At 68.5% G+C, this 25,525-nt stretch carries 25 protein-coding genes and 1 pseudogene; 18 read left to right on the top strand and 8 right to left on the bottom strand.

The genetic code is table 11. The features are described 5' to 3' along the window. The first annotated feature begins 18 nt into the window (after window positions 1-18). Genes ACZ6O0_RS07180 through ACZ6O0_RS07145 form a run of 8 tightly spaced genes read left to right on the top strand, consistent with a single transcriptional unit; the run spans window position 19 to window position 9,476 of the window. Window positions 19-1,317: an ADP-ribosylglycohydrolase family protein gene (locus ACZ6O0_RS07180; RefSeq protein WP_465763915.1), complete on the top strand. Its 1,299-nt coding sequence runs from the start codon at window positions 19-21 to the stop codon at window positions 1,315-1,317. Continuing rightward, window positions 1,307-2,197, top strand: coding sequence for a ribokinase (locus ACZ6O0_RS07175; protein WP_465763914.1), 891 nt, complete (start codon window positions 1,307-1,309; stop codon window positions 2,195-2,197). The genes ACZ6O0_RS07180 and ACZ6O0_RS07175 overlap by 11 nt, the downstream gene beginning before the upstream one ends. Further along, window positions 2,194-4,182, top strand: coding sequence for an SUMF1/EgtB/PvdO family nonheme iron enzyme (locus tag ACZ6O0_RS07170; protein ID WP_465763913.1), 1,989 nt, complete (start codon window positions 2,194-2,196; stop codon window positions 4,180-4,182). The genes ACZ6O0_RS07175 and ACZ6O0_RS07170 overlap by 4 nt, the downstream gene beginning before the upstream one ends. Continuing rightward, a complete protein-coding gene (locus ACZ6O0_RS07165) occupies window positions 4,179-5,366 on the top strand; it encodes a CaiB/BaiF CoA transferase family protein (RefSeq protein ID WP_465763912.1) in 1,188 nt (395 codons plus the stop codon). The genes ACZ6O0_RS07170 and ACZ6O0_RS07165 overlap by 4 nt, the downstream gene beginning before the upstream one ends. A gap of 23 nt (window positions 5,367-5,389) precedes the next feature. Then, window positions 5,390-6,214 carry an HpcH/HpaI aldolase/citrate lyase family protein gene (locus ACZ6O0_RS07160; protein ID WP_465763911.1) on the top strand — a complete coding sequence of 275 codons (825 nt, stop codon included), beginning with the start codon at window positions 5,390-5,392 and terminating at the stop codon, window positions 6,212-6,214. A gap of 2 nt (window positions 6,215-6,216) precedes the next feature. Then, window positions 6,217-7,809, top strand: coding sequence for a phytoene desaturase family protein (locus ACZ6O0_RS07155; RefSeq protein ID WP_465763910.1), 1,593 nt, complete (start codon window positions 6,217-6,219; stop codon window positions 7,807-7,809). Further along, a complete protein-coding gene (locus ACZ6O0_RS07150; RefSeq protein WP_465763909.1) occupies window positions 7,806-8,213 on the top strand; it encodes a TIGR03668 family PPOX class F420-dependent oxidoreductase in 408 nt (135 codons plus the stop codon). Before ACZ6O0_RS07155 ends, ACZ6O0_RS07150 begins: the two co-directional genes overlap by 4 nt. A 12-nt stretch (window positions 8,214-8,225) precedes the next feature. Then, window positions 8,226-9,476 (top strand): RNA polymerase sigma factor, encoded by a 1,251-nt coding sequence (locus ACZ6O0_RS07145; protein WP_465763908.1) that lies wholly within the window; start codon window positions 8,226-8,228, stop codon window positions 9,474-9,476. Here ACZ6O0_RS07145 and ACZ6O0_RS07140 read toward each other — a convergent pair. The 4 genes from ACZ6O0_RS07140 to ACZ6O0_RS07125 form a co-directional block, all read right to left on the bottom strand. Continuing rightward, on the bottom strand, window positions 9,458-10,534 hold the full coding sequence (locus tag ACZ6O0_RS07140; protein WP_465763907.1) for a class I SAM-dependent methyltransferase: 1,077 nt from the start codon (window positions 10,532-10,534) through the stop codon (window positions 9,458-9,460). The two genes, ACZ6O0_RS07145 and ACZ6O0_RS07140, sit on opposite strands and share 19 nt — an antisense overlap. Before the next feature lie 18 nt (window positions 10,535-10,552). Beyond that, a complete protein-coding gene (locus tag ACZ6O0_RS07135) occupies window positions 10,553-11,536 on the bottom strand; it encodes a Gfo/Idh/MocA family protein (protein WP_465763906.1) in 984 nt (327 codons plus the stop codon). Then, complete coding sequence (locus ACZ6O0_RS07130; RefSeq protein WP_465763905.1) at window positions 11,533-12,540, bottom strand: alcohol dehydrogenase catalytic domain-containing protein; 1,008 nt, start codon at window positions 12,538-12,540, stop codon at window positions 11,533-11,535. Before ACZ6O0_RS07130 ends, ACZ6O0_RS07135 begins: the two co-directional genes overlap by 4 nt. A gap of 65 nt (window positions 12,541-12,605) precedes the next feature. Further along, complete coding sequence (locus tag ACZ6O0_RS07125) at window positions 12,606-13,601, bottom strand: LacI family DNA-binding transcriptional regulator (RefSeq protein ID WP_465764077.1); 996 nt, start codon at window positions 13,599-13,601, stop codon at window positions 12,606-12,608. A 108-nt stretch (window positions 13,602-13,709) separates the two neighbouring features. Between ACZ6O0_RS07125 and ACZ6O0_RS07120 the strand changes: the two genes are divergently transcribed. Together ACZ6O0_RS07120 and ACZ6O0_RS07115 are read left to right on the top strand one after the other, a co-directional pair. Beyond that, window positions 13,710-15,029, top strand: a complete 1,320-nt coding sequence (locus ACZ6O0_RS07120) for an acyl-CoA dehydrogenase family protein (protein ID WP_465763904.1) — start codon at window positions 13,710-13,712, stop codon at window positions 15,027-15,029. Continuing rightward, complete coding sequence (locus tag ACZ6O0_RS07115) at window positions 15,029-16,237, top strand: acyl-CoA dehydrogenase family protein (RefSeq protein WP_465763903.1); 1,209 nt, start codon at window positions 15,029-15,031, stop codon at window positions 16,235-16,237. The genes ACZ6O0_RS07120 and ACZ6O0_RS07115 overlap by 1 nt, the downstream gene beginning before the upstream one ends. 39 nt (window positions 16,238-16,276) lie before the next feature. On the opposite strand, the gene ACZ6O0_RS07110 is transcribed toward ACZ6O0_RS07115, so the two are convergent. Then, complete coding sequence (locus ACZ6O0_RS07110) at window positions 16,277-17,590, bottom strand: tyrosine-type recombinase/integrase (protein WP_465763902.1); 1,314 nt, start codon at window positions 17,588-17,590, stop codon at window positions 16,277-16,279. Window positions 17,591-18,530: 940 nt separating this feature from the next. Between ACZ6O0_RS07110 and ACZ6O0_RS07105 the strand changes: the two genes are divergently transcribed. Beyond that, window positions 18,531-18,998, top strand: a complete 468-nt coding sequence (locus tag ACZ6O0_RS07105) for a hypothetical protein (RefSeq protein WP_465763901.1) — start codon at window positions 18,531-18,533, stop codon at window positions 18,996-18,998. 13 nt (window positions 18,999-19,011) lie between these two features. Beyond that, a complete protein-coding gene (locus ACZ6O0_RS07100; RefSeq protein ID WP_465764076.1) occupies window positions 19,012-19,302 on the top strand; it encodes a hypothetical protein in 291 nt (96 codons plus the stop codon). 24 nt (window positions 19,303-19,326) lie between these two features. Here the strand turns inward: ACZ6O0_RS07100 and ACZ6O0_RS07095 are convergent, their stop codons facing one another. Next, window positions 19,327-19,773, bottom strand: coding sequence for an SRPBCC family protein (locus tag ACZ6O0_RS07095; protein WP_465763900.1), 447 nt, complete (start codon window positions 19,771-19,773; stop codon window positions 19,327-19,329). Window positions 19,774-19,820: 47 nt separating this feature from the next. On the opposite strand from ACZ6O0_RS07095, the gene ACZ6O0_RS07090 reads away from it, so the two are divergent. From ACZ6O0_RS07090 to ACZ6O0_RS07070, 5 genes and pseudogenes are all read left to right on the top strand, one after another. Beyond that, the gene (locus ACZ6O0_RS07090; protein WP_465763899.1) at window positions 19,821-21,014 is read left to right on the top strand and encodes an alcohol dehydrogenase catalytic domain-containing protein; all 1,194 of its coding nucleotides are present in this window, start codon (window positions 19,821-19,823) and stop codon (window positions 21,012-21,014) included. Then, on the top strand, window positions 21,011-21,523 hold the full coding sequence (locus ACZ6O0_RS07085) for an SDR family NAD(P)-dependent oxidoreductase (RefSeq protein ID WP_465763898.1): 513 nt from the start codon (window positions 21,011-21,013) through the stop codon (window positions 21,521-21,523). Before ACZ6O0_RS07090 ends, ACZ6O0_RS07085 begins: the two co-directional genes overlap by 4 nt. Further along, a complete protein-coding gene (locus ACZ6O0_RS07080; RefSeq protein WP_465763897.1) occupies window positions 21,493-21,978 on the top strand; it encodes an SDR family NAD(P)-dependent oxidoreductase in 486 nt (161 codons plus the stop codon). The genes ACZ6O0_RS07085 and ACZ6O0_RS07080 overlap by 31 nt, the downstream gene beginning before the upstream one ends. After that, window positions 21,951-22,112, top strand: coding sequence for a DJ-1/PfpI family protein (locus tag ACZ6O0_RS07075; protein ID WP_465763896.1), 162 nt, complete (start codon window positions 21,951-21,953; stop codon window positions 22,110-22,112). The genes ACZ6O0_RS07080 and ACZ6O0_RS07075 overlap by 28 nt, the downstream gene beginning before the upstream one ends. After that, window positions 22,093-22,170: pseudogene (locus ACZ6O0_RS07070) on the top strand (peptidase C56); the annotation flags it as partial. The gene ACZ6O0_RS07075 and the pseudogene ACZ6O0_RS07070, both read left to right, overlap by 20 nt. 12 nt (window positions 22,171-22,182) lie before the next feature. Here ACZ6O0_RS07070 and ACZ6O0_RS07065 read toward each other — a convergent pair. After that, a complete protein-coding gene (locus ACZ6O0_RS07065; protein ID WP_465763895.1) occupies window positions 22,183-22,359 on the bottom strand; it encodes a TPR end-of-group domain-containing protein in 177 nt (58 codons plus the stop codon). Window positions 22,360-22,616: 257 nt separating this feature from the next. Between ACZ6O0_RS07065 and ACZ6O0_RS07060 the strand changes: the two genes are divergently transcribed. Then, window positions 22,617-22,874, top strand: coding sequence for a hypothetical protein (locus tag ACZ6O0_RS07060; RefSeq protein ID WP_465763894.1), 258 nt, complete (start codon window positions 22,617-22,619; stop codon window positions 22,872-22,874). 237 nt (window positions 22,875-23,111) lie between these two features. Here ACZ6O0_RS07060 and ACZ6O0_RS07055 read toward each other — a convergent pair whose 3' ends face one another. Next, window positions 23,112-25,205 carry a catalase gene (locus tag ACZ6O0_RS07055; protein ID WP_465763893.1) on the bottom strand — a complete coding sequence of 698 codons (2,094 nt, stop codon included), beginning with the start codon at window positions 25,203-25,205 and terminating at the stop codon, window positions 23,112-23,114. Between the last annotated feature and the right edge of the window lie 320 nt (window positions 25,206-25,525).

The raw sequence follows: 25,525 nt of genomic DNA, 5'->3' as shown, positions 1-25,525 counted from the left end.
AGGGAAGGAACAAGCCCGATGAGAATGACCTGGGTGCAGCCGGAGGACCTGCTGCCGCACCAGCTGGTCCAGTCACGGTCCGAGGGGGTCGACGTCACCGACGTCCAGGCGCGCTGGCTCACCGCCGGCGGTACGACGGACGCCCCGGCGTCGGGCGCCACCGACCAGCCGGCGTCACCCGAGCTGCGGGCACTCGCCCACGAGCTGCTCGACGAGCTCGACGCGCGGACCGCCCCCTGGCGTGAGCCGGAGATCCCAGCCCTGCCGCTGCTCGGCCGGCCGGCGGACCTGGAGCAGCGGACGCTGAACGCATGGCTCGGGCGCGCGGCCGGGAACCTGCTCGGCAAGCCGGTGGAGAAGATCCCGCGCGAGGGCATCCGGGAGATCCTGGAGACGTCCGGCCAGTGGCCGCTGACGCAGTACATCACCGCCATCGGTGTCCCCAGCGAGGTACAAGAGCGGTGGCCGTGGAACAAGCGGTCGAAGCCGACCAGCCTGCGCGAGGTCATCGACGGCATGCCGGAGGACGACGACCTCAACTTCGCCATCCTGGCGCTGCAGCTGCTGGAGCGGCACGGGTCGGAGCTGACCACCGAGGACGTGGCGCTGGCCTGGCTGAACGACCTGCCGGCCGGTCGCGTGTTCACCGCCGAACGTGTTGCCTACCGCAACCTTCTCGACGGCGTCGAGCCGGCCCGGGCGGCCTTGGTCGGCAACCCGTTCCGGGAGTGGATCGGCGCGCAGATCCGCACCGACGCGTACGGCTGGGCGCACCCCGGCGACCGCACCGCCGCCGCGCGGCTCGCGCTGATCGACGCCCGGCTGAGCCATACCGGCGCCGGCGTCGACGGTGCGCTGTGGGTGGCCGCGATGTCGGCCGCCGCGCTGGTGCTGGACTCGCCGAGCGAGGTGGTTCGCGCCGGACTGGACGTGATATCCGCCGACGGCGCGATCGCGCGTGCCGTCCGGTTCGGGCTGGCGCTGCAGGACCTCGAGCTGGACGACGCGCTCGACGCTGTGCACGCGGAGTACGGCGACCTGCACTGGGTGCACGCCGTGAACAACAGCGCACTCACGGCGTACGCGCTGACCGCTCCGGACTTCGCCACCGCGGTCGGTCGTGCGGTGATGGGAGGCTGGGACACGGACTCGGTCGGCGCCACCGTCGGTGCGGTGTTTGGCGCAGTGCACGGGGTTCCGGCAGAGTGGTCTGCACCACTAGACAACCGGATGGCCACGAGCCTGCCCGGGATGGACCAGATCGCGATCACCGAGCTGGCGCGGAGGACTGTGGAGGTGGCCCGGCGTGAAGCCTGAAGTCGTCGTCGTGGGCAGCGCGAACGTGGACCTGGTCCTCCCGGTCCAGCGGATTCCGCGCCCCGGCGAGACCGTCCTCGCGGGAGTCATGACCCGTGGACCGGGCGGCAAGGGCGCCAACCAGGCGGTCGCGTCCGCGCGGGCCGGTGCACGGACGGCGATGGTGGCCGCGCTCGGTGCCGACGACGGAGGCGCGCTGCTCCGTGACGCCCTCGGCAGCTCCGGAGTCGACCTCACGCTCGTCACGTCGAGCGACGCCCCGACCGGTACGGCGATCATCACGGTCGAGGAGAGCGGCGAGAACTCGATCGTGGTGGCCCCCGGCGCGAACGGCGAGCTGTCGTTGTCGGACCAGGCGATCGCGGCCGTCGGTGCGGCGAAAGTCGTTCTTTCCCAATTGGAGATCCCGTTCGCGACCGTCCAGCGGGCGGCCGCGGCGAGCGCGTACTTCATCCTCAACGCGGCCCCGGCCGCCGAGCTGCCGGACGAACTACTGGCCGAGGTCGACCTGCTCGTGGTGAACGAGACCGAGGCCGAGGCGATCGCCGGCTCGGACCGGTCGGCGCTGCTGAAGAAGGTGCCGGCCGCGGTCGTCACCCTCGGTGGCGCCGGCGCGGTGATCCTGACCCGCGGTGACGACGAGATCGCGGTGCCCGGCGTACCGGTCGAGGTGGTCGACACCACCGCCGCGGGGGACACGTTCTGTGGCGTGCTCGCGGCGACATTGGCTGCCGCGTCAGCGATCACGGCCAGCGACCTGACGAATGCGGTCCGACGCGCTAACGTTGCTGCTTCATTGAGTGTTCAGGCCGCGGGGGCCATTTCCTCCGTGCCTCACGGGGATGCGATCGACGCGCGTTATGCGGAGGTGTACCTGTGAATCCGCTCGAACCGCGGCCCATCGACCTGCCCGCCCGGGTGGAGCTGGGGCTCCGGGCCGACCTGTCGTTCCTCGACGACGCCAAGATCCTCGGCGCCCCGGAGGACCCGGCCGACCTGCCGCGCTGGCGAGCCAAGGTCGCCGAGTGGCGGTTCGGGGCCTTCGAACGGACCCCGTACGACGGCTCGCACTACGACGAGCCCGGTCGCGAGTGGACCCAGACGGCGTACTCGGTGGCGCTCGTGTGGCTCTGGGACGACCAGCTGTACGACGTGGAGACCGGAAGGTTCACCCCGGAGAAGTTCGTCCAGCACGGGATCGACGACTTCGGCGGGTACGACGCGATCGTGCTCTGGCACGCCTACCCGGTGATCGGGATCGACTCGCGCAACCAGTTCGACTTCTACCGCGACGTGCCACGGCTGCGGGCGCTGGTCGACGACCTGCACCGGCTCGGCCTGAAGGTGTTCTTCGACTACAACCCGTGGGACGTCGGCACCCGCCGGGCCGCGCGCTCCGACGCGGACGAATTCGCCGCGCTGGTGACCGACTACGACGTCGACGGCGTGTTCCTGGACACGTTGAAGGAAGGCGATCCGGCGTTCACCCGCGCGCTGCGCGCGGCGAACCCGGCGATCGCGTTCGAGGGTGAGTCCCGGTTGCCGATGGCAAGGATCGGGGACCACGCGCTGTCCTGGGCGCAGTGGTTCGCCGACACCCACGCACCGGGTGTGCTGCGCGCGCACCTGTTCGAGCGCCGGCACATGATGCATCACACCCGCCGGTGGAACCGCGATCACAGCGACGAGCTGCAGTCGGCCTGGGTGAACGGTGTCGGCATGCTGGTCTGGGAGTCGGTGTTCTCGGCCTGGGTCGGCTGGAACGCCCGCGACCGTTCGACGCTGCGCCGGATGGTCGCCGCCCAGCGCGCGTTCGCGCCGGTGCTGATCAACGGCGACTGGATCCAGCTGACCCCGGAGATCCCGGACAAGGCGCGCGACCACGGCGTCTACGGCTCGCGCTTCGACCTGGCCGACATCACCCTCTGGACGCTGATCAACCGCGACGAGGAGGACTTCGACGGCATTGTGCTGCGCTCGGAGGATCAGGTCGGCGACTGGTACGACGTGACCTCCGGCGTGCCGATCACCGCGGACGACGACGGCGTCCACCTGTTCGTGCCGGGGCGCGGTGTCGCCGGGGTCATCCGGGTCGGCGCGACCGCCGGTTCGTCGTGCCGGGCGACCGCACGCCGGCTCGGCACGATGCCGCGGCCGCACGTCAAGGACTCCGCGTTCCCGATGGCGCCGGCCGAGCTGGTCCCGGTCCCCGCTGTCTCGGGTGAGGCGTCGATCGGCCCGGTCGTCGTCGTACCGGCGGGGGAGCGGACGCTGACCGTCCGGCACCGGCGGCGCGAGACCGGGTTGTACGACCAGGCGCCGTACGTGGAGGAGTGGAAGCCGCTGCCGCCCAGGCTGCACGACATGCAGACGGTCAAGCGGGAGGTGTCGCTGCCGGGGATCTCGGTCGCGACCAGCGAGGTGACCAACGCGCAGTACGCCGAGTTCCTGGCCGCGACCGGCTATCGGCCGCTCGTCGCGAACCGGTTCCTCGCGCACTGGGTCGAGGGCGCACCGGCCGCCGGGACCGAGGACCACCCGGTGACGTACGTCGACCTCCCGGACGCGCGCGCGTACGCGATCTGGCGGGGTGGGCGGTTGCCGACCGAGGACGAGTGGCAGGTCGCCGCCGCTTCCGAGGACTTCCGGCGCGCTGAACCGTTCGTGTGGAACCTGACCGAGAGCGAGCACCGGGACGGGCGCAGCCGGTTCTGCATCCTCAAGGGCGGTTCGCACTATGTTGCCGAGGGCTCCGACTGGTACGCCGACGGCGGGCCGCAGGAGCCGGACGTGAGCTTCAAGCTGGTGCTGACCGGTGGTGGCCTCGACCGTTCCGAGACCATCGGCTTCAGGTGTGCGGGATGAGACCTGCTCCCCTGGAAGGGGTGAAGGTGCTCGAGGCGGCGACGCTGTTCGCGGGACCGCTGGCGGCGACGTTCCTGGGTGACTTCGGGGCCGACGTCACGAAGATCGAGCATCCGTCCCGGCCCGATGCCGCGCGGACGCACGGTGCGTCCAAGGACGGTGTCGGGCTGTGGTTCAAGACGCTCGGCCGGAACAAGCGGCTGGCCACGCTCGACCTGTCCCGCGGTCGCGACGTCTTCCTCGACCTGGTCCGTTCTCACGATGTCCTCGTCGAGAACTTCCGGCCGGGCACGCTGGAGCGCTGGGGCCTGGGTCCCGAGGTTCTACTGGAGGCCAATCCGCGCTTGGTGATCGCCCGTGTGACGGCGTTCGGCCAGGTCGGGCCGTGGTCCGGCCGGCCCGGGTTCGGGTCGCTCGCGGAGGCGATGAGCGGGTTCGCGGCGGTCACCGGTGAGCCGGACGGGCCGCCGACGCTGCCGCCGTTCGGGCTCGCGGACGGGATCACCGCGCTGGCGACGGCGTACGCCGTGCTGGTCGCGCTGCGCGAACGCGATCGGTCCGGGGCCGGTCAGGTGATCGACCTGGCGATCATCGAGCCGATCCTGATGATGCTCGGTGGCGGGATCACGGCGTACCAGCAGACTGGGTACGTCCAGCCGCGACTGGGGAACCGCTCGTCGAACAACGCTCCGCGCAACGTCTACCGGACCGCCGACGGCCGGTGGGTCGCGGTGTCGACCAGCTCGCAGAGCATCGCCGAGCGGGTCGTCACACTCGTCGGCCGGGCGGATCTGGTCGCGCAGCCGTGGTTCGCGACGGGGCGGGAGCGAGCGCAGCACGCCGACGAGCTGGACGAGGCGGTCGGGTCCTGGATCGGGGAGCGCTCCCTGGACGAGGTGATGGCCGAGTTCGAGAAGGCCGAGGCCGCGGTCGGCCCGGTCCACGACATCCGCGGGATCATGGCCGATCCGCAGTACGCCGCGCTCGGCACGATCGTGGCCGTGGACGACGAGGAGCTCGGTGGCCCGGTGCAGATGCAGAATGTGCTGTTCCGGCTGTCCGAGTCGCCGGGGTCGATCCGGTGGGCGGGCCGGCCGCACGGTGCGAACACCGACGAGGTGCTCGCGGAGATCGGAGTCACGCCCGAGCAGCTCGCAGCGTTGCGGGCCGCGGGCGTGGTGTGAACTGTCGTTCGAGGGGGCGTTGGGTGCTGACGGCACTGTATGTTCCGGCCAACCGGCCGGACCGGTTCGCGAAGGCGGTGGCCGCGCGCCCCGATGTGGTGGTGTTCGACCTGGAGGACGCCGTGCCGGTCGACGACAAGGCGGACGCCCGCGGCTGGGCGGTCGCCTGGATCGCCGCGAACGCGCACGGGCCGGTAGAGGTCCGGGTGAACGGGCTCGGCACGCCGTGGATCGAGGACGATCTGGCCGCGGTGTCCGCCGTACCGGCGGTGCGGATCCGGTTGCCGAAGGTGGAGAGCGCGGCCGATGTGCAGACGGTTCTCGAACAGGTGCCGTCGGCAAGGATCACCGCGCTGATCGAGTCGCCGCTCGGGCTGGAGCGGGCGTTCGAGATCGCCGCGGCGGATCCACGCGTGGTCGCGATCGCGCTGGGTGAGTCGGATCTGTCCAGCGCTTTGGGCGTGGACGGGTCCGCCGGGTTGGCGTGGGCTCGTGGGCGGCTGGTGTCGGCGTCGCGGGCGGCCGGGCTGGGTGCTCCGATGATGTCGGTGTTCCCGCACGTGAACGATGTCGACGGGTTGCGGCGTACGTCGCTGGAGGGGCGTGAGCTCGGCTTCGTCGGGCGTACGGCGATCCATCCGCGGCAGCTGGCCACGATCGTCGAGTGCTTCACGCCGAGCGCCGTGCAGGTGGCCGAAGCCGAAGCGTTGCTGGCTGCCGTCGAGAAGGCCGGCGTGTCCGCGGGCGGTGTGATCGTGCTCCCGGACGGCCGGATGGTCGATCCCGCGATGGTGGGGCGCGCCCGCGAGGTCAGCAGCCTGATGCGGGAGATCGAGTTAAGGTCGTAGGCATGTTGCCGCGCAAGGTTGACGCCGTGGTGATCGGCTCGGGGCCGAACGGCCTCGTCAGCGCGATCGCCCTCGCCGACGCGGGCTGGGATGTGCTGGTGCTCGAGGCGGCCGACACCTTCGGCGGTGCGGTCCGGTCCGTGACCGACGACGGCTGGATCAGTGATCGTTTCAGTTCGAACTACCCGCTCGGGGTGGCGTCCCCGGTGATCCGGGCGCTGGAGCTGGAGAAGTTCGGCCTGAAGTGGGCGAACGCGCCGCTGCCGCTCGTGCACCTGCTGGACGACGAGGGTGCCGCGGCCGCGATCCATCCCGATCCCGAAGACACCGCCAAGTCGCTCGGTGCCGAGCATCCCGGCGACGGTGACGCCTGGCTGCGGCTCTACCAGCAGTACGTGACGATCCGTGAGCCGCTGCTCACGTCGCTGCTCACCACCTGGCCGCCGGTCGCGCCGGGGATCAAGCTGGCGCGCAAGCTCGGTTCGGCGGGGGAGTTGCTGCGGTTCGCGCGCTTCATGGCGCTGCCGATGCACCGGATGGGCCGGGAACTGTTCGAGGGCCGGCACGGTCCGGCGGTGATCGCCGGCAACGCGCTGCACGCCGACGCGCCGCTGTCGGGCAGCGTCAGCGGAACGATGGGCTGGCTGCTGGCGATGCTCGCGCAGGACGTCGGCTTCCCGGTCGCCGCCGGCGGTTCCGCGGCCTTCTCCGGTGCCCTGGTCAGCCGGGCCGAACGCGCGGGCGCCCTGTTGTTCCCCGGTACGCCGGTGGCCGGGATCGACGTGTCCGCCGGCCGGGTGACCGGCGTACGCACGGCGTCGGGGGAGACCGTCGCGGTTACGCGGGCCGTCGTCGCGGACACCTCCGCGCCGGTGCTGTACGGCGAGTTGTTGCCTGACGCAATCATCCCGGCCGGGCTGCGGCGGGATCTGGACGAGCACTACGAGTGGGACTACCCGACGGTCAAGCTGAACTTCCGGCTGAGCGGGCCGATCCCGTGGAAGGCTCCCGAAGCCCGGTCCGCCGGGGTCGTGCACCTGGGCGGGACGGCCGACGAACTGCTGCACCTCTCGGCGGATCTGGACACCGGCCGGTTGCCCGCGCAGCCGTTCCTGCTGATCGGGCAGACCACGAAGTCCGACCCGACCCGCTCACCCGAGGGCACCGAGGCGGTGTGGGCCTACGCGCATCTCCCGCGCGGGATCGCCGACGACGAGTCCGCCGAGAAGCTGGCCGGCCGGATGGACCGCGCGATCGAGCGATTCGCCCCCGGCTTCACCGACCTGATCATCTCCCGCGATCTGCAACGCCCGTCGGCCCTGGAGTCGGCCAACGCCGCGCTCGGACTCGGGGCGCTCGGTGGCGGCACCATGCAGCTCCAGCAGCAGCTGATCTTCCGTCCGACCATCGGCCTCGGCAGCGCGCGGACCTTCGTCACCGGTCTCTACCTCGGGAGTTCGGCGATTCACCCCGGTGGCGGTGTCCACGGCGCCTGCGGTCATCTGGCCGCGCGCACTGCGCTTCGCGACGCGTCCGTCATCGGTCCGTTGACCCGCACTCTCCCGACCGCGGCCCTCCGGCACCTGCAGCGTTGAAACTCGACGAAGCCACTTGTCGAGCCCGGGTCGCGGCGGCGCGGGTCGCACGGCTGGCGACGGTCGGGGCCGACTTGCGGCCTCACGTCGTACCGGTGACGTATGCGGTGCATGGGGACGAGTTGTTCATCGGAGTGGATCAGAAGCCGAAGACGACGACGGACTTGAAGCGGTTGCGGAACATCGCGGCGAATCCGCGGGTGGCGGTGCTCGTCGACGAGTACGACGAGGACTGGACACATCTGTGGTGGGTCCGGGTCGACGGGGTGGCGCGGGTGCTGACGGAAGCGCCGGCGGTGGTGGAGTTGCTGGTGGCGAAGTATCCGCAGTACGAGGCTGACCCGCCGGCTGGGCCGGTGATCGTTCTTCGCGCGGACAGATGGTCGGGCTGGTCGTATGCGTGAGGGGGTCCGCGGGTGAGTGAGGTGGAGGGGCTGCTGCGGGAGCTCGCGCCGCAGGTGCTGGGTTTCCTCGCGCGTCGGCACGGGCAGTTCGATCTGTGTGAGGACGCCGTACAGGAGGCGCTGCTGGCGGCGGCGACGCAGTGGCCGGTCGATGGCGTACCGGGGAACCCGCGGGGCTGGCTGATCACGGTCGCGACCCGGCGGCTGACGGATCAGTTCCGCAGTGAGAGTGCGCGGCGGCGCCGGGAGGACTCGGTGGCCGCGATGGCCGGGCCGGAGGAGTTGGTTGCCCCGGGCGCCGATGTCGACGGGCCGCCGGAGTCCGACGACACGTTGACGCTGCTCTTCCTGTGCTGTCATCCGGCCGTCACGCCGGCGTCGCAGGTCGCGTTGACGCTGCGCGCGGTCGGCGGTCTGACGACGGCCGAGATCGCCCGCGCGTTCATGGTGCCCGAGGCAACGATGGCGCCGCGGATCAGCCGGGCGAAGAAGAGCATCAAGGCGGCCGGCAGCCGGTTCGTGATGCCGCCGGAGAACGAGCGGGCCGACCGGCTGCGCGTCGTACTGCAGGTGCTCTATCTGATCTTCAACGAGGGCTACACCGCGAGCTCGGGGGAGGAGCTGCAGCGGGTCGAGCTGACCGCCGAGGCGATCCGGCTCGGCCGGATGCTGCGTTCGGCGTTGCCGGACGACGGTGAGGTGGCGGGGCTGCTGGCGTTGATGCTGTTGACGGACTCCCGGCGTGCGGCGCGGACCACCGCGGACGGCGGCCTGGTCCCGATCGACGAGCAGGACCGCACGCTGTGGGACCGCGCGCAGATCGCCGAGGGCGCCGAGCTGATCCTCAGCACGCTCGCCCGCGGTGCCGTCGGTCCGTATCAGATCCAGGCGGCGATCGCGGCGATCCATGCCGAGGCGCCGAGCGCCGACGCGACCGACTGGCCGCAGATCCTGTCGCTGTACCTGCTGCTGGAGAAGCTCGCGCCGAACCCGATGGTCACGCTCAACCGCGCGATCGCGCTCGCCCAGGTCGAGGGTCCGGCGGCCGGCCTCGAACTCCTCGCCACGCTGGACGACGACAAGAACATCACCGAGACCCACCGCCTGGACGCCGTACGGGCGCACTTGTACGAGCGGGCGGGGGATCTGGCTCAGGCCCACGAGCTCTACCTTGCCGCGGCCCGCCGTACGACGAGCCTGCCCGAGCAGCGCTACCTGACCGCGAAGGCCGACGCGATCTCCGGTCAGGGGACCAGTCGGTAGAAGCGCCAGAGCTCTGTGCGGAAAGGCAGAACCTCGACGTCCCGGAAGCCGGCTCCGGTTGCGTAGCGGCTCAGGGTCTCCGGGCGCATCACCGCTCCGGTGGCCGCCGACTCCGGGTCGCCCATCGCATCCGGCAAGCAGGACATCAGGCTCCAGCCGTAGTGGTACCGCTCGAGCTCCGACGCGGGCGCGGTGAACTCGTCCTCGACCAACTCGTCCGCGATCAGCACCGTTCCACCGGGCGCCAGCATCTCCCGCGCACTCCGCAACGCCTCAACCGGCCGAGGCATGTCATGCAACGCCTCGAGAATCGTCACCAGGTCGAATGTTCCGGCCTGAGCGGGGTCCGCCGCGTCTGCGACCGAGAAGGTGACGCGATCGGCCAGGCCTGTCTCCTCGGCGTGCCGGGTGGCCGCGGCGATCGCGTCCTCGTCGAGGTCGAACCCGTGCACGCTGATCCGCGGGTACGCCTGCGCCATCGCGATCGACGACCACCCGGTGCCGCACGCGAAGTCGGCCACCCGGGCCGGCGGTTCGTCCCGAAGCCGGCGATCGATCTCCGGGATCGCCGGCAACCACTCCTTCCCCAATCGATTCAGATAGATCGACCGATTGAACTCCGCCCGCCCCTCCGGCTCCCACGCCTGATGCGGCGGCGCACCACCACTCCGGAACGCCTCGACAAGATGCGGAAGCTGCCGCGCCGCCCGGGCAAGCTCCACCCCTTTGTACGCCTGATAGTCGACGTGATCCGGATCGGCCAGCACCGCGATGTGCTCAGCCGGAAGCTCATACCGCCGCACGCCCGGCGCCGCCGCGACATCATCCACAGCGATCAGCCCGCTAGCAGCGTGATGCTCGAGCCACTCGCGAACGTACCGCTCGGCAGTCCCGGTCCGTTCGGCCAGCTCACCCGACGTGGAGGCGCCGTGCTCCGCCAGCGACCGATACAACCCCAGCCGCTCACCGAGGTAGACGGCGTACAACTCGAGCGCCCCACCCGCATCCCGGAACAGCCGATCGACAAGCTCACTGGTCCGGTTCTCCGTCGCACCCATGCACGGATCGTACGGCGGTCACGCGGGTGGGACGGTGATGCGGCGGCCCGTCTCGTGGGATTGGATGGCGGCGTGGGCCAGTTGGAGGGCTCGGCGGCCGGCTTCGGCGTGCACGGGCGGCTCGGCTCCGACGCGGAGGGCGGCGAGGATGGCGTCGACGTGGCGGTCGAAGGTGCCGGCGAAGTAGCGCGCCTCGTCGTCGAAGTAGCCGGAGTGCCAGCGGTGTTCGACATCGTCGCCGACGCGGGAGAACGTCAGCGCGCGAACGGTGTCGTGGATGACCAGGCGACCCTCGGTCCCGTTGATCTCCACGCGTTGTGAGTCGGGGTAGGCGTACGACGAGTCGTAGCTGCCGAGCATCGTGCCGACGGCCCGGTTCTCGAAGTCCAGCGCCAGCGCGAGCGTGCTGAAGTCGCCGTACGTCTTGTCCGTCATATGCGCGGAGAGGTTGGCGATCGGGCCGACGAGGTGCTCGAGCATGTCGAAGCCGTGGCACTGGGTCTCGATCAGGTTCGCGTGCGGCGAGGTGCCGTGGTTGGCCTCGCCGCCGAACCGCCAGGTCGCGAAGACCGGCTCACCGATCTCGCCGGCGTCGATCAGGGCCTTGGCGCGCTGGACGGGTTCGGCGTACCGGTGGTTGAAGTTGATCGCGAAGAACCGCTCACCGGCCGCGGCGAGCAGCGTGTCCGCCTCGGTCAGATCGAACACCAGCGGCTTCTCGACCAGCAGCGGTACGCCGGTCCGCACCAAGCGCAACGTGACGTCGAAGTGGTCCTCGTTCGGCAGGCAGACCGTGATCAGGTCCGGCTGCTCGCGCTCCAGCATGAGATCGAGATCGGTGTACGGCGTCGCGCCGTACCGCTCGGCCCTCTTCTGCGTCTTCTCCGGTGTGCGGCCCACGACCGCGCAGAGCTCGGTGTCCTCACGACGGGAGAAGATGCGGGCGTGCTGCTCGCCCCAGCCGCCGGCTCCGACCACGGCGACCCGGAGTCGTTCGGTCATGAGGCGAGCTCCTGGGTGACGACGACCTTGCCGGTTTCGCCGGCGAGGAAGAGCTTGAACGCCTCGCGGATGTCGGCGACGGGGAAGCGGTGGCTGACCACCCGGCCGATCAGCTCCTGGTTGGCCCGGAGGAGTGCGAGGTTGGCGGCCATTTCGTCGTACCGGAAGTACTCGCTGCCGAGGATGGCGTGCTCGGGCGCGATCAGGTCGCTGGACACGTCGATCGTGACGGTCTCGCCGTGGCCGACGCAGATCAGCGTGCCGCGCTTGCCGAGGATGTCCAGGGCGGCCCGGCGGGCGACCTCCTTGCCGGAGGAGTCGAAGGCGATGTCCGGATTCCCGACGGCTTTCAGGTCGTCGGCGAGGACCGGGATCGCGCCGAAGCTCTCGGCGAAGTCGAGCCGCCACCGCGAGATGTCGGAGACGAACACCGGGACGTCGGCGCCGTACTTCAGTCTGCTCATCACCGCCAGGCCGAGCCCGATCGGACCGGCGCCGGCGATGTAGATGCTCTCGACGTCCTGCCGAACCAGCGCGGCCCGGCCGTGCGCGTGACTGCTGGTCCCCATCACGTCGAGCAACATGGTCGCGTTGCCGATCTCGATGTCGTCGGTGACCGGGAAGAAGTTCGTCTCGTGCACCAGTTCGTACGGTCCGTACCCGCCGTCATGGGTGAATCCCATGTCCGCCCGCTTGGCCAGGCACTGATTGGTGGCCCCGAGCCGGCAGCTCCGGCACTCACCACAGAAGTCCATCAGGAACACAGCTCCACGGCTGCCAACTGGGACGCTGGTCCCTTCGCCGGCCGCGATCACGGTGCCCGCGGCCTCGTGCCCGGGTACGACGCTGGACCCACCGAAGTACTGATCCCGGTCCGTTCCGCAGAGGGCGTTCGCTTGGACACCGAGCAGGAGCTGACCGGGACCGGGGTCGGGGTAGGAGTGGTCGGCGAACTCGATCCGGCCATCTCCACTGAACACGGGGGCGGGGGCTGTACGCGTCATGGTCGCGCAATTTACTACGTAGCAAACACCGAGAACAAGAGGTTGTGGAGCGTCGGTCCGACGAGTCAGCGGGTGGTGCTCTCGCGGAGGCGCAGCTCGTAGCCGGCCATCCGGTGCTGTGGGACGCGGGGCTCCTCGGCGCCGAACTGTTCCTCGAGCAGGTCCAGCGCCATGCCGGCGATGTCGTCGAGCAGCGGTGCCACCGTGCTGAGCGACGGCGTCGACAGGCTCGACTCGCCGATGTCATCGAACCCGATGACCGAGACCTGCCCCGGCACGTCGATCCCAGCCCGAACCAGCGCACGGATAGCCCCGAGCGCAGCCGAGTCGTTCATCGCAAAGATGCCATCGGGCAGCGGTCTGTGGTTCCGGAGCAGTTCGGAGACTGTCTCGGCGGCCTCCGCGGTCGTCCAGCCACAGTCGATCAGCAGGCTCGGATCGACCTCGAGTCCGTGCTTCTTCAGCGCGGCCTGGTATCCCTGGCGGCGGAGCTGGAAGGATCGCCTGGGCCCGTTGTTCGCCCCGAGCAGCAGGATCCGGCGCCGCCCGGTGTCGAGCAGATGGGCGACCGCCGCCTGCGCCGCCTCCCGGTTCTTGATCCCGACATGGTCGATCTCGCTGCCGGGCTCGCGGTCCCCGACGAGCACCACCGGATGCTTCCGGTCCCGCGCCTGCTCCTCGTCCGCCCGGCCCAGCGCGACCGCGCTCATGATCAGGCCGTCAGTGAGGATCTCGCCGCCACCGCGGAGTAGCTCGACCTCGGCCTCGTGGTGGCCGCCGGTCGTCTCGACGAGGATCGTCGTACCGCGTTGCCGGGCGGCCGCGATGACGGCCTCGGCGAGGTCGGCGAAGTAGCGCTCCCTGAACGTCGGAACAGCCAGCGTCACGGTGCCGGTGCGGCCCGTGCGGAGCCGGCGGGCGGCGGTGTTCGGGCGGTACCCGAGCGCGTCGAGGCTCGCCTGGACCCGGGCGCGGGTGGCGGGGGAGACGTGGACGTAGTTGTTGACCACGTTGGAGACCGTTCTCTGCGAGACCCCCGCGTGGCGAGCCACGTCGGACATGCTCACCGCCACAGCCTGCTCCAGTCGCTCGAACGAGCCGCCAGATTACCAGCGCGGATCCGGGGCCGAGCGTGACTTGAATTGTAACTTCGGTTTACAGTGGCTGCCATGAGCCTTCAGGAGCGGACACGCGGGCGGCGGGACGTGATCGGAGTCGGGGTCGCCCTGCTGAACCGGCTGGCGAAGTCGCGCACGATCGACCGGTTCGGGTTGCGCAAGCAGACCGAGCGCGCGGTGTTCGAGGCGACCAAGACCGGTTTCCGCACGGCGGGAGCACTTTCCCGGAGTTTCTCCGCGGCCTCGAAGCTCAGCAAACCGTCACGCCTGCCGGCCGCCCGCGGCACCGGGAAGTTCGACCTGACCCCGACCGAGGACCAGCAGTTGGTCGTCGAGGTCGTCCGGGAGTTCGCCGCGGAGGTACTGCGCCCCGCTGCCGCCAGGGCGGACACCGCATGCGCGACCGACGAGAAGGTCCTCTCGTCGTCCGCCGACCTCGGACTCAGCCTGATCGAGGTCCCCGAGGAACTCGGCGGCATCGTGACCGAGCGGTCCGCGATGACCGGCGTACTCGTCGCCGAGGCGATGGCCCACGGCGACATGGGACAAGCCGTCGCCTGCCTGGCACCGGCCGCCGTGAGTACGGCGATCTCGTTGTGGGGCGACGAGACCCAGCAGGCGACATACCTGCCGGCGTTCACGGGGTCGTCCGTACCCGCGGCGGCCTTGGCGATCCTGGAACCGCGGCCGCTGTTCGATCCGTTCACGCTGCGAACCAGGGCGACGCGGCAACGAACCGGCCACCTGCTGAACGGCGTGAAGTCCTTGGTGCCCCGCGGGGCCGAGGCCGAACTGTTCGTGATCGCCGCGGACGTGGAGTCGTCCGGGCCCGCGTTGTTCCTGGTCGAGTCCGACCACCCGGGCGTGACCGTCGAGGCCGAGCCGTCGATGGGCCTGCGGGCGGCGTCGCTCAGCCGGGTGATCCTCGCGGACGTCCCGGCCGTGCAACTGGGGACGCCCGAGGACTATGCCGAGTGCGTGCGGTTGTCTCGCCTCGGGTGGTGCGCGCTTTCGCTCGGTACGGCGCAGGCGGTGCTGGACTACGTCACGCCGTACGTGAACGAGCGGACGGCCTTCGGTGAGCCGATCAGCCACCGGCAGTCGGTCGCGTTCATGGTGGCGAACATCGGGATCGAGCTGGAGGGCATGCGACTGGTGACGTACCGGGCCGGATCGCGCGCTGAGAGGGCGCTCCCGTTCGCTCGCGAGGTCGCGCTGGCGCGGCGGCTGTGCACCGACAAGGGCATGCAGATCGGGACGGACGGCGTACAACTGCTCGGCGGGCACGGGTTCGTCAAGGAGCATCCGGTGGAACGGTGGTACCGCGACCTGCGCGCCATCGGCGTGATGGAAGGTGCGGTGCTGGTCTGATGATCAACCTCGAGACGCCCCGCAAGTTCCGGGCCTTCGTCAACCAGGCGCACCAGGTCGCGGCCGAGATGCTGCGGCCGAACTCACGCCGTTACGACCTGGCCGAACACGAGTACCCGGTCGAGCTCGACATGCTCGCGGCGATGGTCGACGGATTAGGTGCCTCAGGCACCGGTTCGGGCGCGGGCGCTTCCGGCGTACGGCGTACTGACGACGTCGTCGACGGGGTCGTGAACGGGTCGAACCTGTCGTCGGTGCTGTCGATCATGGAGATGTGCTGGGGCGACGTCGGGCTCCTGCTGTCGATGCCACGCCAGGGCCTCGGCAACTCGGCGATCGCGTCGGTCGCGTCCGAGGAGCAGCTCCGTCGCTTCGATGGCGTGTGGGCGGCGATGGCGATCACCGAGCCCGGCTGTGGATCAGACTCGGCGAACATCCAGACGACGGCTCGGCTCGACGGCGACGACTACGTGCTGAACGGCGAGAAGATCTTCGTCACCGCCGGTGGGCGCTGCGACGCCGTGGTGGTGTGGGCGACGCTGGACAAGTCGCTCGGGCGGGCCGCGATCAAGTCGTTCGTCGTACCGAAGGACACGCCCGGCATGACGGTGGAGCGGCTCGAGCACAAGCTCGGGATCCGCGCGTCCGACACCGCGACGATCCGCTTCGAGGACTGCCGCGTCCCGCGCGAGAACCTGCTCGGCTCGCCCGACATCGACACCGACAAAGGCTTCGCGGGCGTCATGCAGACCTTCGACAACACCCGCCCCCTGGTCGCAGCCATGGCCGTCGGCGTGGCCCGGGCCTCCCTCGAACTGACCCGCGACCTGCTGCGTGACGCCGGCGTCGAGGTCGACTACGACCGCCCCGTCCACCTCCAGCCCGCCGCGGCAGCGTCGTACCTCTCCATGGAAGCCGACTGGGAAGCCGCCTACCTGCTCACCCTGCAAGCCGCCTGGATGGCCGACAACCAACAACCCAACTCCCTCCAAGCCTCCATCGCCAAAGCCAAAGCCGGCCGCACCGCCAACGACATCACCCTCCGCTGCACAGAACTCACCAGCACCCTCGGCTACTCAGAACACCACCTCCTCGAAAAGTGGTCCCGAGACTCCAAGATCCTCGACATCTTCGAGGGCACGCAGCAGATCCAGCAGCTGATCGTCGCTCGGAGGTTGCTCAGGAAGACATCTGCCGAGCTGAAATAGCCTTATCTGTAAGGGATCTCGTCCTACTCTGGTGTCCCGTCAGAGGAGGCTGGGGCCACCATCGAGTGGCCCATCGTCGAGGCCGTGATCGTCCCTGCTCCGTCGCTGCTCCGTCAGCCGCAGAGCAAGTCGGCCGAGCCGGCGATCCACGGCTTGACGAGCGCGGTCGTGCGACGACGGCAACATATGCGTGTATATCTGCAGAGTAAAGCCTGGGTCATGGTGACCGAGGTACTCGGAAAGTTCCTTGATGTTGACCCCGTCCGCCAGCGTGATGCTGGCGAAGTAGTGGCGTAGGGCATGCATTCCGGCTGTGTAGTCCGCTTGATAGCGGAGTCGACCCCGGCGGTCTTTGACAGGCGCCGGAATGACGCCGGCCGCGACGATGGCGGGTTTCCAGATCATCAGGTTATAGAGATCCGCTCGGAGGGCCTTGCCGTCCGGCCAGGTGAAAAGTAGCGCATGGTTCCGCAGGTCGCCTTCGATCCGCTCCCACGGCATCGCGATGGTCGTCGTACCGAAGCTCTCGATGTGCTCGCTGACTAGCTTCGCCAGGTGCGCAGACATCGGCACGATCCGTTCCTTGTCGTTCTTCGGCAGCGCGAAGACCCACTGCTGGCCGAGTCGCTTGACCTGGCGCCGGACTCTGATCACCTGTTCGTCGAAATCGAAGTCTTCGATCGCGAGCCCGAAGAGTTCGCCCTGGCGAAGGCCGGCGGTCGATCCGACGGTTGGAATGAGCCGGTATTGCTCGGGGTGGGTTTCGATGATGCGTTCGATCGTCTCGTCCGACCACGCAACGACCTCCGAGAACTTCCTGGCCGGCTTCTTGACGATCCGGGCCTGCGCAGGATTGCGCTTGATCAGCTCGTCGGCCGCAGCGAGCTCGAGACATCCGTTCAGAACCAGGAACGCACCCCGAGCCGTCGACGGCCCGTACGTACCCATCAGATCGGTCAGCCACACCGCGATCTCGGACGGCAGCAGACTCTTGACCATCCGCCGCCCGAACGTCGGTTGCACGTGGAGCCGCCACTTGGACTCGTACTGGATCTCACTGGCTGGATCAATCGTCCGGGACTTCATCCACCGCGGCCAGATCTCATCCAGCCGCACCTTCCCGGCATTCGGATCGAGATAATCCCCACGATCCCGGTCCGTCTCCATCCCCGTGGCGTACTGCACCGCCCTGGCCTTCGTCTCGAAGGCCTTCGACCTCTCCTTCCCCTGCGGATCAATCCAAACCCCCAACCACCGCTTCCCCCGCCCCCACCGCATCTCATCCCGCTCCCGCTTAACACTCCCATCAGCCTGCTTGACCGCCTTGGTCCACTGATCCTTCGCAAACGCCACCCAACCTCCCCAGCCGCCGAACACGGACGCAGCTCAACGTTTGGGGAGGGGAGACTTTGAGCGGATTCCTACGGGCGACAGCGAGCCATACCGCTGGCACCGGCGCGTGAGTGGCATCGTGAAGTCGACGAGAGACCGACAGGAGAGGCCGTGATGGCGTTCGAGCTGACTGAGCGGCCGGTCTCGTTCGACTACGACTACTCCATGCGATGCTCAAGCTGTGCTGAGACCACAGTCGTCAGCGCGCAGAAGTACCTGGAGATCAGCGATTCGCACATCGACTGCTCCAACTGCGGCAGCGACATTCACTACGGACGGGCTGCAGCAGCACTCACCGATCCGGAAGATCCCTCGCTGGATGACCACACCGCGGTCCGGCTGGCTTGGTACCACACCAGCACCGTGGACGGCTGGCCCCTCTCGCAGCGACCGCCGCTGGACTTCGGCCGGTTCGCTCACGTGCTGTCGGCGGAGGCCAGAAGGCAGGAGCGTGAGCGGCATGCCGACGAGGCGTTGCACATCGAAACCTACGAATCGGCGATCGAGTGCATGCTCCGCCGGATGCGCAATGAAGGCGATGCGGCCAGCCAGTTCTTCCTGTACCGGGTTGCCCTCAACCCGGACGTCACGCTCGAGCCCAACTACCGCGACGAGAACCATGCCGACGCAGCCAAGCTCACTCAATCGCGGATCCGCGAAGCCGGCGTCCTCGCCGTTCGATACCTCAACGTTTACGAGGCCCCGGGATCTGTCTCGCTGGCTGTGTGCAGGCAGGCAATCGACAGCGTACAGGTGCTGCGGATACCTCCCCTTGATTCCTCTATGCCGGTGCGCGAGGACCTGGTGATGGGTCTGGAAGCAACTTGGGTCCGTCTCAAACAGTTGGACGAGGAACCTCGCACGGCGAAGCCCGTCACGGCACTCGACAGCCTGCAAGCGAGTGTGCCACGACCGCACAGCTCGCGAGCCCCGTATACGAACGAACAGCTCGATTCCTGTCGCTTCGGCCACCTATGCATTGCCGGCCGGTTGGCGGAAGCGGTTCGGACTGCGGAAGATCGGTTTTCATGGCTTGTCCCATGCGTACGTCGCCGGCCAGGTGCCGCGGATCCTCGGGCGGGCGGTGCCGCGACTCGTGAGTGTGCACCTGGGAGCGGGCGCATCGTTGTGTGCTATCGCAGACGGCCGATCGGTGGACACGACGATGGGCTTCACGCCACTGGATGGACTGGTGATGGCGACCCGTTCCGGTTCAGTTGACCCGGGGTTGTTGCTGTGGCTGCAGACCTCGGGTGGGCTCAGCGCCAAGGAGATCGGCGAGTCGCTCGAACACCGCTCCGGGCTGCTCGGGTTGAGCGAACGGTCGGGAGATCTGCGAGAGATCCTGATCGGAGTGGAGAACGGGTGATCCTGATTGCAGGCTGGCCTACGAGGTCTATCTGCACAGGCTGGTCGGCGACATCGCCCGAATGGTGGCCGCGCTGGGCGGCGTCGACGCAATCGCTTTCACCGGTGGTGTGGGCGAGCACTCTGCCCCGTTGCGGGCAGCGGTCATACGTCGGCTCGAATGGCTCGGTGTAGTCATCGATGCCGAAGCCAACGAATCGTCCGCGGCGGTGATCAGCGCACCGGACAGTGGTGTCGCCGCTTGCGTGGTCGAGGCCCGGGAAGACCTGGCAATGGCAGTCCAGGCCCGCGCAGTCCTCTCCTGACCTAGCGGCTTCTCAGGTCGACAATCAGGCAGCTTCGATCCTTCGGCCCTCGGCCAATAAGGCGAGGCGGTCGAGTGTCTCTGCGTTGCGCCGATGTAGGACGGTGTTGGCCACAGGCTCCGGAATCAGGGTGGCTGGCCCCTTCGACATGTGTTCGCGCATGGTGAGGTGGCACTGGCCACCTTGCTCGGTAGCCACGAACTCGACGATTCCCTCGCCAGTTGGCCACGCGCGGACCTTCAACTGGAGGAATCGCAGGTGCTCGTACTGCGCGACTGTTGTGGTGTCGTTGAGGAGTAACGGCCAGACGCCGACGGAGTGGTGGATGCTGCGGCCGGGTTGGGGCCAGCCGGGTTCCACGTCGCGGATCCGGGAGGCGCCGACCACCCAGGAGGCGTAGCTCCAGCCGTCGGTGAGTACAGCGAATACATCCTCGACGGAGGCGTGGATCAGGCGCTCGTTCTCACTCATGCCCAACCTGTACCCATCACCAACCCGCGGCCGGTTGGTGACCGGTGATGCGGGTACCGGCGGCCGGTATGAAGGCATTGACCTGGCAGGGGAAACGCAAGATCGAGTACTCCGACGTGCCGGACCCGGTGATCAAGGAACCGACGGACGCGATCATCGAGGTCACCTCCACCGGGATCTGCGGATCGGACTTGCACCTGTACGAGGTGATGGGGCCCTATCTGGAAGCCGGTGACGTGCTGGGGCATGAGCCGATGGGCATCGTGGTCGAGGCCGGCACGAAGGTGACGAACCTGAAGGCGGGGGACCGGGTGGTCATTCCCTTCGGGATCGCTTGCGGTCAGTGCTTCATGTGCGACCGCGGTTTGCAGTCGCAGTGCGAGACGACCCAGGTGCGCGAGGAGGGAATGGGAGCTGCCCTCTTCGGCTACACGCGGCTCTATGGGCAGGTTCCCGGCGGACAGGCGGAGTATCTCCGCGTGCCGCAGGCGCAGTACGGCCCGATCGTTGTACCTGCGGGGACGGCCGATGATCGCTTTGTCTTCCTGTCGGACGTGCTGCCGACGGCCTGGCAAGCGGTCGAGTACGCCGCTGTGCCCGACGGCGGGACGTTGGCCGTCATCGGTCTGGGTCCGATCGGCGACATGGCTACGAGGATCGGCTTGCATCGCGGCCACCGAGTGATCGGTATCGATCTGGTCCCCGAGCGGCTGAGCCGGGCCCAGTCGCGCGGCGTCGAGATTTCCGGGTACTCCGATCAGGTCGCTGACCAGGTGCGTGACCTGACCGATGGCCGCGGTCCGGACTCTGTGATCGATGCGGTCGGCATGGAGGCGCATGGATCTCCGAAGGCTCACGCGGCGCACACGCTCGTCGGGCTGCTGCCGAATGGGTTGGCCGAGAAGATGATGGAGACGGTGGGTGTCGACCGGCTGGCGGCGTTCTATCTGGCGATCGACATGGTTCGTCGTGGCGGCACGATCTCGTTGAGTGGTGTGTACGGCGGGGCGGCTGATCCGCTGCCGATGATGACGATGTTCGACAAGCAGATCCAGTTGCGGATGGGGCAGGGCAATGTGCGTCGCTGGGTGAACGACATCCTGCCACTGCTGATCGACGAGGATCCTCTCGGCGTCGATGACTTCGCCACCCACCGGCTCCCGTTGTCGGATGGCCCCGCGGCGTACGAGATGTTCCAGAAGAAGCAGGACGGGGCCGTGAAGGTGCTGCTGACGCCGTGACCCGCGTCGTCGTGGTGACCGGGGCGTCGAGTGGCATTGGGCTCGCGACGGCACGCGCGTTCGCCAGACAGGGAGCCCAGTTGGTGCTGGCGGCACGCTCGGCGGACAGCCTCGCCGTCGCCGAAGGTCTCTGCACGGTCGATGACGGCGAGGTGCTGGCGGTTCCGACCGACGTCGCTCACGCCGATCAAGTCGACGGGTTGCTGGAGGCAGCCGAGCGGCGATTCGGGCGTGTTAACGTCGTCGTGCACGCTGCCGCGGTGCTGGCTTACGGACGGTTCGAAGACGTTCCCGGTGTCATCTTCGACCATGTCCTCGCCATCAATGTCCATGGCACTGCGAACGTCGGACGCTCGGCACTGCGTGGATTCCGGAGCCATGGCGGCGGCACGTTGATCGGCGTCGCTTCTTCTGCTCCGGGCTGCCGTAGCGCAGCAGGACTTCCATTGCACCGGCACTTGCAGGGCTGGGCGGCTCCTTGCTCGGGAAGATCGCGACGCCGTACCTGAGCTCTTACGTGACCAGCAAGTGGGCGATTCACGGCCTGACGCGCTGCTGGCAGATCGAGGTCCGCTCGGAGCCGGGAATCGAGGTCGCACTCGTCTGGCCAGGCTCGGTCAACACTCCCGCCTACGCGCAGGCCGCGAACTACGCCGGCCATGTCGGCCGGCCACCGCCGCCGATCGACCCACCGGAAAAGGTCGCACAGCGCATCGTGAGCCTGGCTGACCGGCCCTCGCGCTCGACCTCCGTTGGGGTGGCCAATCGCCTTACCTTGTTCGGGTTTCGCCGTCTACCCGCGGTCTTCGACGCCCTGCTCACTCCGCTGATGAAGACTGGTGGCCTGTCTCGCGACGAGATCGGCCCGCATCCCGGGAACGTGATGGAGCCTTCCGGCAGGCGACAGCGAAGGATTTCGTCGTCTCCGGCAAACCGGTGGCGGCGACCTGTCACGCCCCGTTGACGTTGGTCGAGGCTGACGTGGTGCGTGGACGCAGGTTGACCTCATGGCCGAGCGAGCCTGCAGACCGAACTGCGGAACCCCGGGGCGACGTGGGTCGATCAGGAGGTCGCCACCGACGAGAACTTGATCACTAGCCGGAATCCAGACGACCTGCCCGCCTTCTCGCAAGCGCTTCTCAACGCCCTCAGCTGAGTGCGCTGAGGGTTATCCGTTGATCAGTTGCGGGAATGCGGGTTCGTTGCGGATCGGGTCCAGGTCGGAGTCGGTCCGTGCGGATGCGCGGAACTCCGCTGACATATTGATCGCGTGCCGGAGGTGATCGAGCGCGTTACTGGTCCTGCCGCAGCGGCTCTCGCAGCAGGCGAGGTTGAAGAACAACATGGGTACTGCGGACTGGCTGCGACAAGATCGCCGAGGCGGTGGGCGACCTCGGCGTACCTGCCGGCTTGATAGAGCGGGGCAAGCGGAGCCCACAACTCCCACCCGCGTGCGTCGTACGGCCGCCCTGGCGTGCCTTCGAGTGCGATGACAGTTGTCCCTGCCTGCTTGGCGGAGGCGGATCGCTTGGTGCGTGGAGGGGCGGAGACGAGAGTTCCGGCCGGGGCGTCGACCCGGTCACCGTCAATCTCGAACACGGCGTGGCCGCGCAGGACGAGAAAGAGCTCCTGGTCGGCGGTGGGCTCGTCCTCGTCATGTTCATTGATGACGAGGTCGCCCGCGGCGTGCGCCGTCCAATCAGCCACACCGAACGCCGTGATGCCCAGGTGGTGCCGGATCGGCCGATAGTGACAGCCCGCGTCGTCGAATTCCTCGATCGCGTCCAGATGCGCAACCACGTAACCGGCCACGGTCCCTCCGTCCTTCTCGTCAGCACCGGAAGTTCGCCTTCATCGTAGGAGCGGTTCCGGACGCTCTACGTCCGGTTGACCACCGAAGATCGCCACGACCGGGCCGTCGCAGTTCGCCTCGGTTGGCTGACGGGGTGGCGGCAACCGGGCGGGCATGGCCACCGAGAAGCAGAAGTCGGCTGCGCGGAAGAACGTGCGCCAAGCGGTGAAGGCAGCGAAGGCCGCGTATGTCGCCGCCGGCTCGGGGTCTCAGCGGTCTTTGGCACTACCGTCGAGGCTGGTGGGCTATCTTGTGCGGTCCCAGGCTCGGTGGAGGCCGACGGCGGCGAAGAGTTCGGTGGTGTAGGGCTTGGCGACCGCGTCGGCGAGGACGATGCCGGGGGCGGTGGTGTCGATGCCCGCTGCGGTGAGGACCTTGGTACCGTCGCCCCAGGCGCCGATGACCTTGGAGTGGCGGAAGAGTTCGCCGAGCAGGACGGCGAGCTTGATGTCCTGCAGCGAAGGGTTGCCTGCGGCAACGACAACGGCGTCGTATTCGATCGAGCGGGTGGTGAGGAAGGTGCGATCGACGGTCTGGGTCGAGCGGCCGCGTTTGATCGTGCCGCCGGATGGTGCGAGCAGGCGCAGTACGGCGCGTTGGGCCTCGACGGCACGGCGGAGCTTGGTGATGCCGGCGAGGTCGGCTCCGTCGGCCGCGACCACTCCGATCACGCGGCCGGCGATCGGACCGGGGGTGGTGACGATCTGAGACAGCGCGGGGGAGGGTACCGGATCGGTGGCCGGGGTGCCCTTCGGTGTGGGCAGACCGAGCCCGGCCGCGACCGCCGTACACAGGTCGGCGTCAACGTTCGCGAGGACGCCGAGCATCCGCTCTCGGATCGGTTGCTCGTAGCACTTGCTGAGCTCGAAGGTGAAAGCCTCGATGATGTGGACGCGCTCGATCGCGGTCATGCTCGCCCAGAACAGCGTGGCCTGGGAGAAGTGGTCGGCGAACGACGCCGGATTCGCCCGCACCTTGGGTCCGCTGACCTCCCGCGGAACGTGGACGAACGCGCCCTCATCCACCTCGGCCGGCACTGGCTCGCCCTCCTGCCCGAGGCTGTTCGGCAGGTACGGCGCGACGCCGCGGTGAACTGCGGTCTGGTGCATCCCGTCGCGGACGTTGTCGTTCACCGCGGCGTGCGGACAGTTGATCGGCAACTGGGTGAAGTTGGGTCCACCGAGGCGGGTCAACTGGGTATCGAGGTAGGAGAACAGACGGGCCTGCATCAGCGGGTCGTCGGTCACCTCGATCCCGGGCACCAGGTTCCCGGTGTGGAACGCGACCTGCTCGGTCTCGGCAAAGTAGTTCGTCGGGTTCCGGTCGAGGGTGAGCTTGCCGACCGGCTGTACCTCGCAGAGCTCCTCGGGCACGATCTTCGTCGGGTCGAGCAGATCGATGCCCTCGAAGGTCTGGTCGTCGGAGTCGGGCATGATCTGCAGGCCGAGCTCGAACTCAAGCGGTGCGCCGGCGTCGATGCCGTCGGCGAGGTCGCGCCGGTGGAAGTCGGGATCGGCCCCGGCCGCGATCTGGGCTTCCTCCCAGACCAGCGAGTGAATGCCAGCCACCGGCTTCCAGTGGAACTTGACCAGACAGGTCTCGTCGTCGGCGTTCACGAGTCGGAAGGTGTGGACGCCGAAGCCCTCCATTGTGCGGAACGAGCGAGGAATGCCCCGATCCGACATCGCCCACATCACGTGGTGCGTTGCCTCGGTGTGCAGCGAGACGAAGTCCCAGAACGTGTCGTGCGCGGTCTGTGCCTGCGGGATCTCGCGGTCCGGCTGTGGCTTGCCCGCGTGGATGATGTCAGGGAACTTGATCCCGTCCTGGATGAAGAAGACCGGCATGTTGTTGCCGACCAGATCGAAGTTGCCTTCGTCGGTGTAGAACTTCACGGCGAACCCACGGACGTCGCGAACCGTGTCCGCCGAGCCGCGCGAACCGAGGACGGTGGAGAACCGAACGAAGACGGGCGTCTCACGGCCACGCTGGAGGAAACCGGCCTTGGTCGCCGAGTCGGCGTTGCCATACGCAACGAACGTGCCGTGTGCGGCCGCGCCGCGTGCGTGCACCACCCGCTCCGGAATCCGCTCGTGGTCGAAGTGGGTGATCTTCTCGCGCAGATGGAAGTCGTCCATCAGACTCGGCCCCCGCGGGCCGGCCTTCAGGGAGTGATCGGTGTCCGGGAGCCGGACGCCTTGCGCGGTGGTCAGCAGGGAGCTGGTCTGCAGCCGGCCCTCGGCCGCGTCAACCGGGCGCCCCTCGGGCTGCTGGGCGGGTGCGGCCGGCGCTGCACTCGACCGACGAGGCGCACGGGAAGCTTTGGGTTTCGGGGGCATGACACTCCTCAGAGATGGTGCAGTTAGGTTCCAGTACCCGCGACTACACCTCAGCGCTCCTGGATGGGGCCCACTCCTTGCGGCCTCGATCAACCTGACGCACCGGTCTGGAGCACCGTCCACCTCGAGAACGTGGAGGCGGTGGGCGGCGGCACCCTCGCATACGACGAGGAGGCAGGCACTGTCCTGCCCCACATCCATGTCTCGGTCGGTCTCAAGGCCCATTCGGCGACTGCCCACACCAGTCACCTCCTCGGTGCGAGGATCTAGTTCCTCACCGAGATGTATCTGGTCGAGGTGACCGCACCGGCCTTCTCGCG

It is taken from the genome of Kribbella sp. NPDC048837 (assembly GCF_055586945.1).
The sequence above is the reverse complement of the archived record's forward strand: the minus strand, read 5'-3'. Positions and strand labels throughout refer to the sequence as shown.

Excerpts from the sequence above, each read along its gene's own strand:
- ACZ6O0_RS07180 (WP_465763915.1), top strand. The coding sequence starts at position 19 with ATGAGAATGACCTGGGTGCAGCCGGAGGACCTGCTGCCGCACCAGCTG.
- ACZ6O0_RS07165 (WP_465763912.1), top strand. The coding sequence starts at position 4,179 with ATGAGACCTGCTCCCCTGGAAGGGGTGAAGGTGCTCGAGGCGGCGACG.
- ACZ6O0_RS07155 (WP_465763910.1), top strand. The coding sequence starts at position 6,217 with ATGTTGCCGCGCAAGGTTGACGCCGTGGTGATCGGCTCGGGGCCGAAC.
- ACZ6O0_RS07140 (WP_465763907.1), bottom strand. The coding sequence starts at position 10,534 with ATGGGTGCGACGGAGAACCGGACCAGTGAGCTTGTCGATCGGCTGTTC.
- ACZ6O0_RS07135 (WP_465763906.1), bottom strand. The coding sequence starts at position 11,536 with ATGACCGAACGACTCCGGGTCGCCGTGGTCGGAGCCGGCGGCTGGGGC.
- ACZ6O0_RS07130 (WP_465763905.1), bottom strand. The coding sequence starts at position 12,540 with ATGACGCGTACAGCCCCCGCCCCCGTGTTCAGTGGAGATGGCCGGATC.
- ACZ6O0_RS07125 (WP_465764077.1), bottom strand. The coding sequence starts at position 13,601 with ATGTCCGACGTGGCTCGCCACGCGGGGGTCTCGCAGAGAACGGTCTCC.
- ACZ6O0_RS07120 (WP_465763904.1), top strand. The coding sequence starts at position 13,710 with ATGAGCCTTCAGGAGCGGACACGCGGGCGGCGGGACGTGATCGGAGTC.
- ACZ6O0_RS07115 (WP_465763903.1), top strand. The coding sequence starts at position 15,029 with ATGATCAACCTCGAGACGCCCCGCAAGTTCCGGGCCTTCGTCAACCAG.
- ACZ6O0_RS07095 (WP_465763900.1), bottom strand. The coding sequence starts at position 19,773 with ATGAGTGAGAACGAGCGCCTGATCCACGCCTCCGTCGAGGATGTATTC.
- ACZ6O0_RS07090 (WP_465763899.1), top strand. The coding sequence starts at position 19,821 with ATGCGGGTACCGGCGGCCGGTATGAAGGCATTGACCTGGCAGGGGAAA.
- ACZ6O0_RS07065 (WP_465763895.1), bottom strand. The coding sequence starts at position 22,359 with ATGTTGTTCTTCAACCTCGCCTGCTGCGAGAGCCGCTGCGGCAGGACC.
- ACZ6O0_RS07055 (WP_465763893.1), bottom strand. The coding sequence starts at position 25,205 with ATGCCCCCGAAACCCAAAGCTTCCCGTGCGCCTCGTCGGTCGAGTGCA.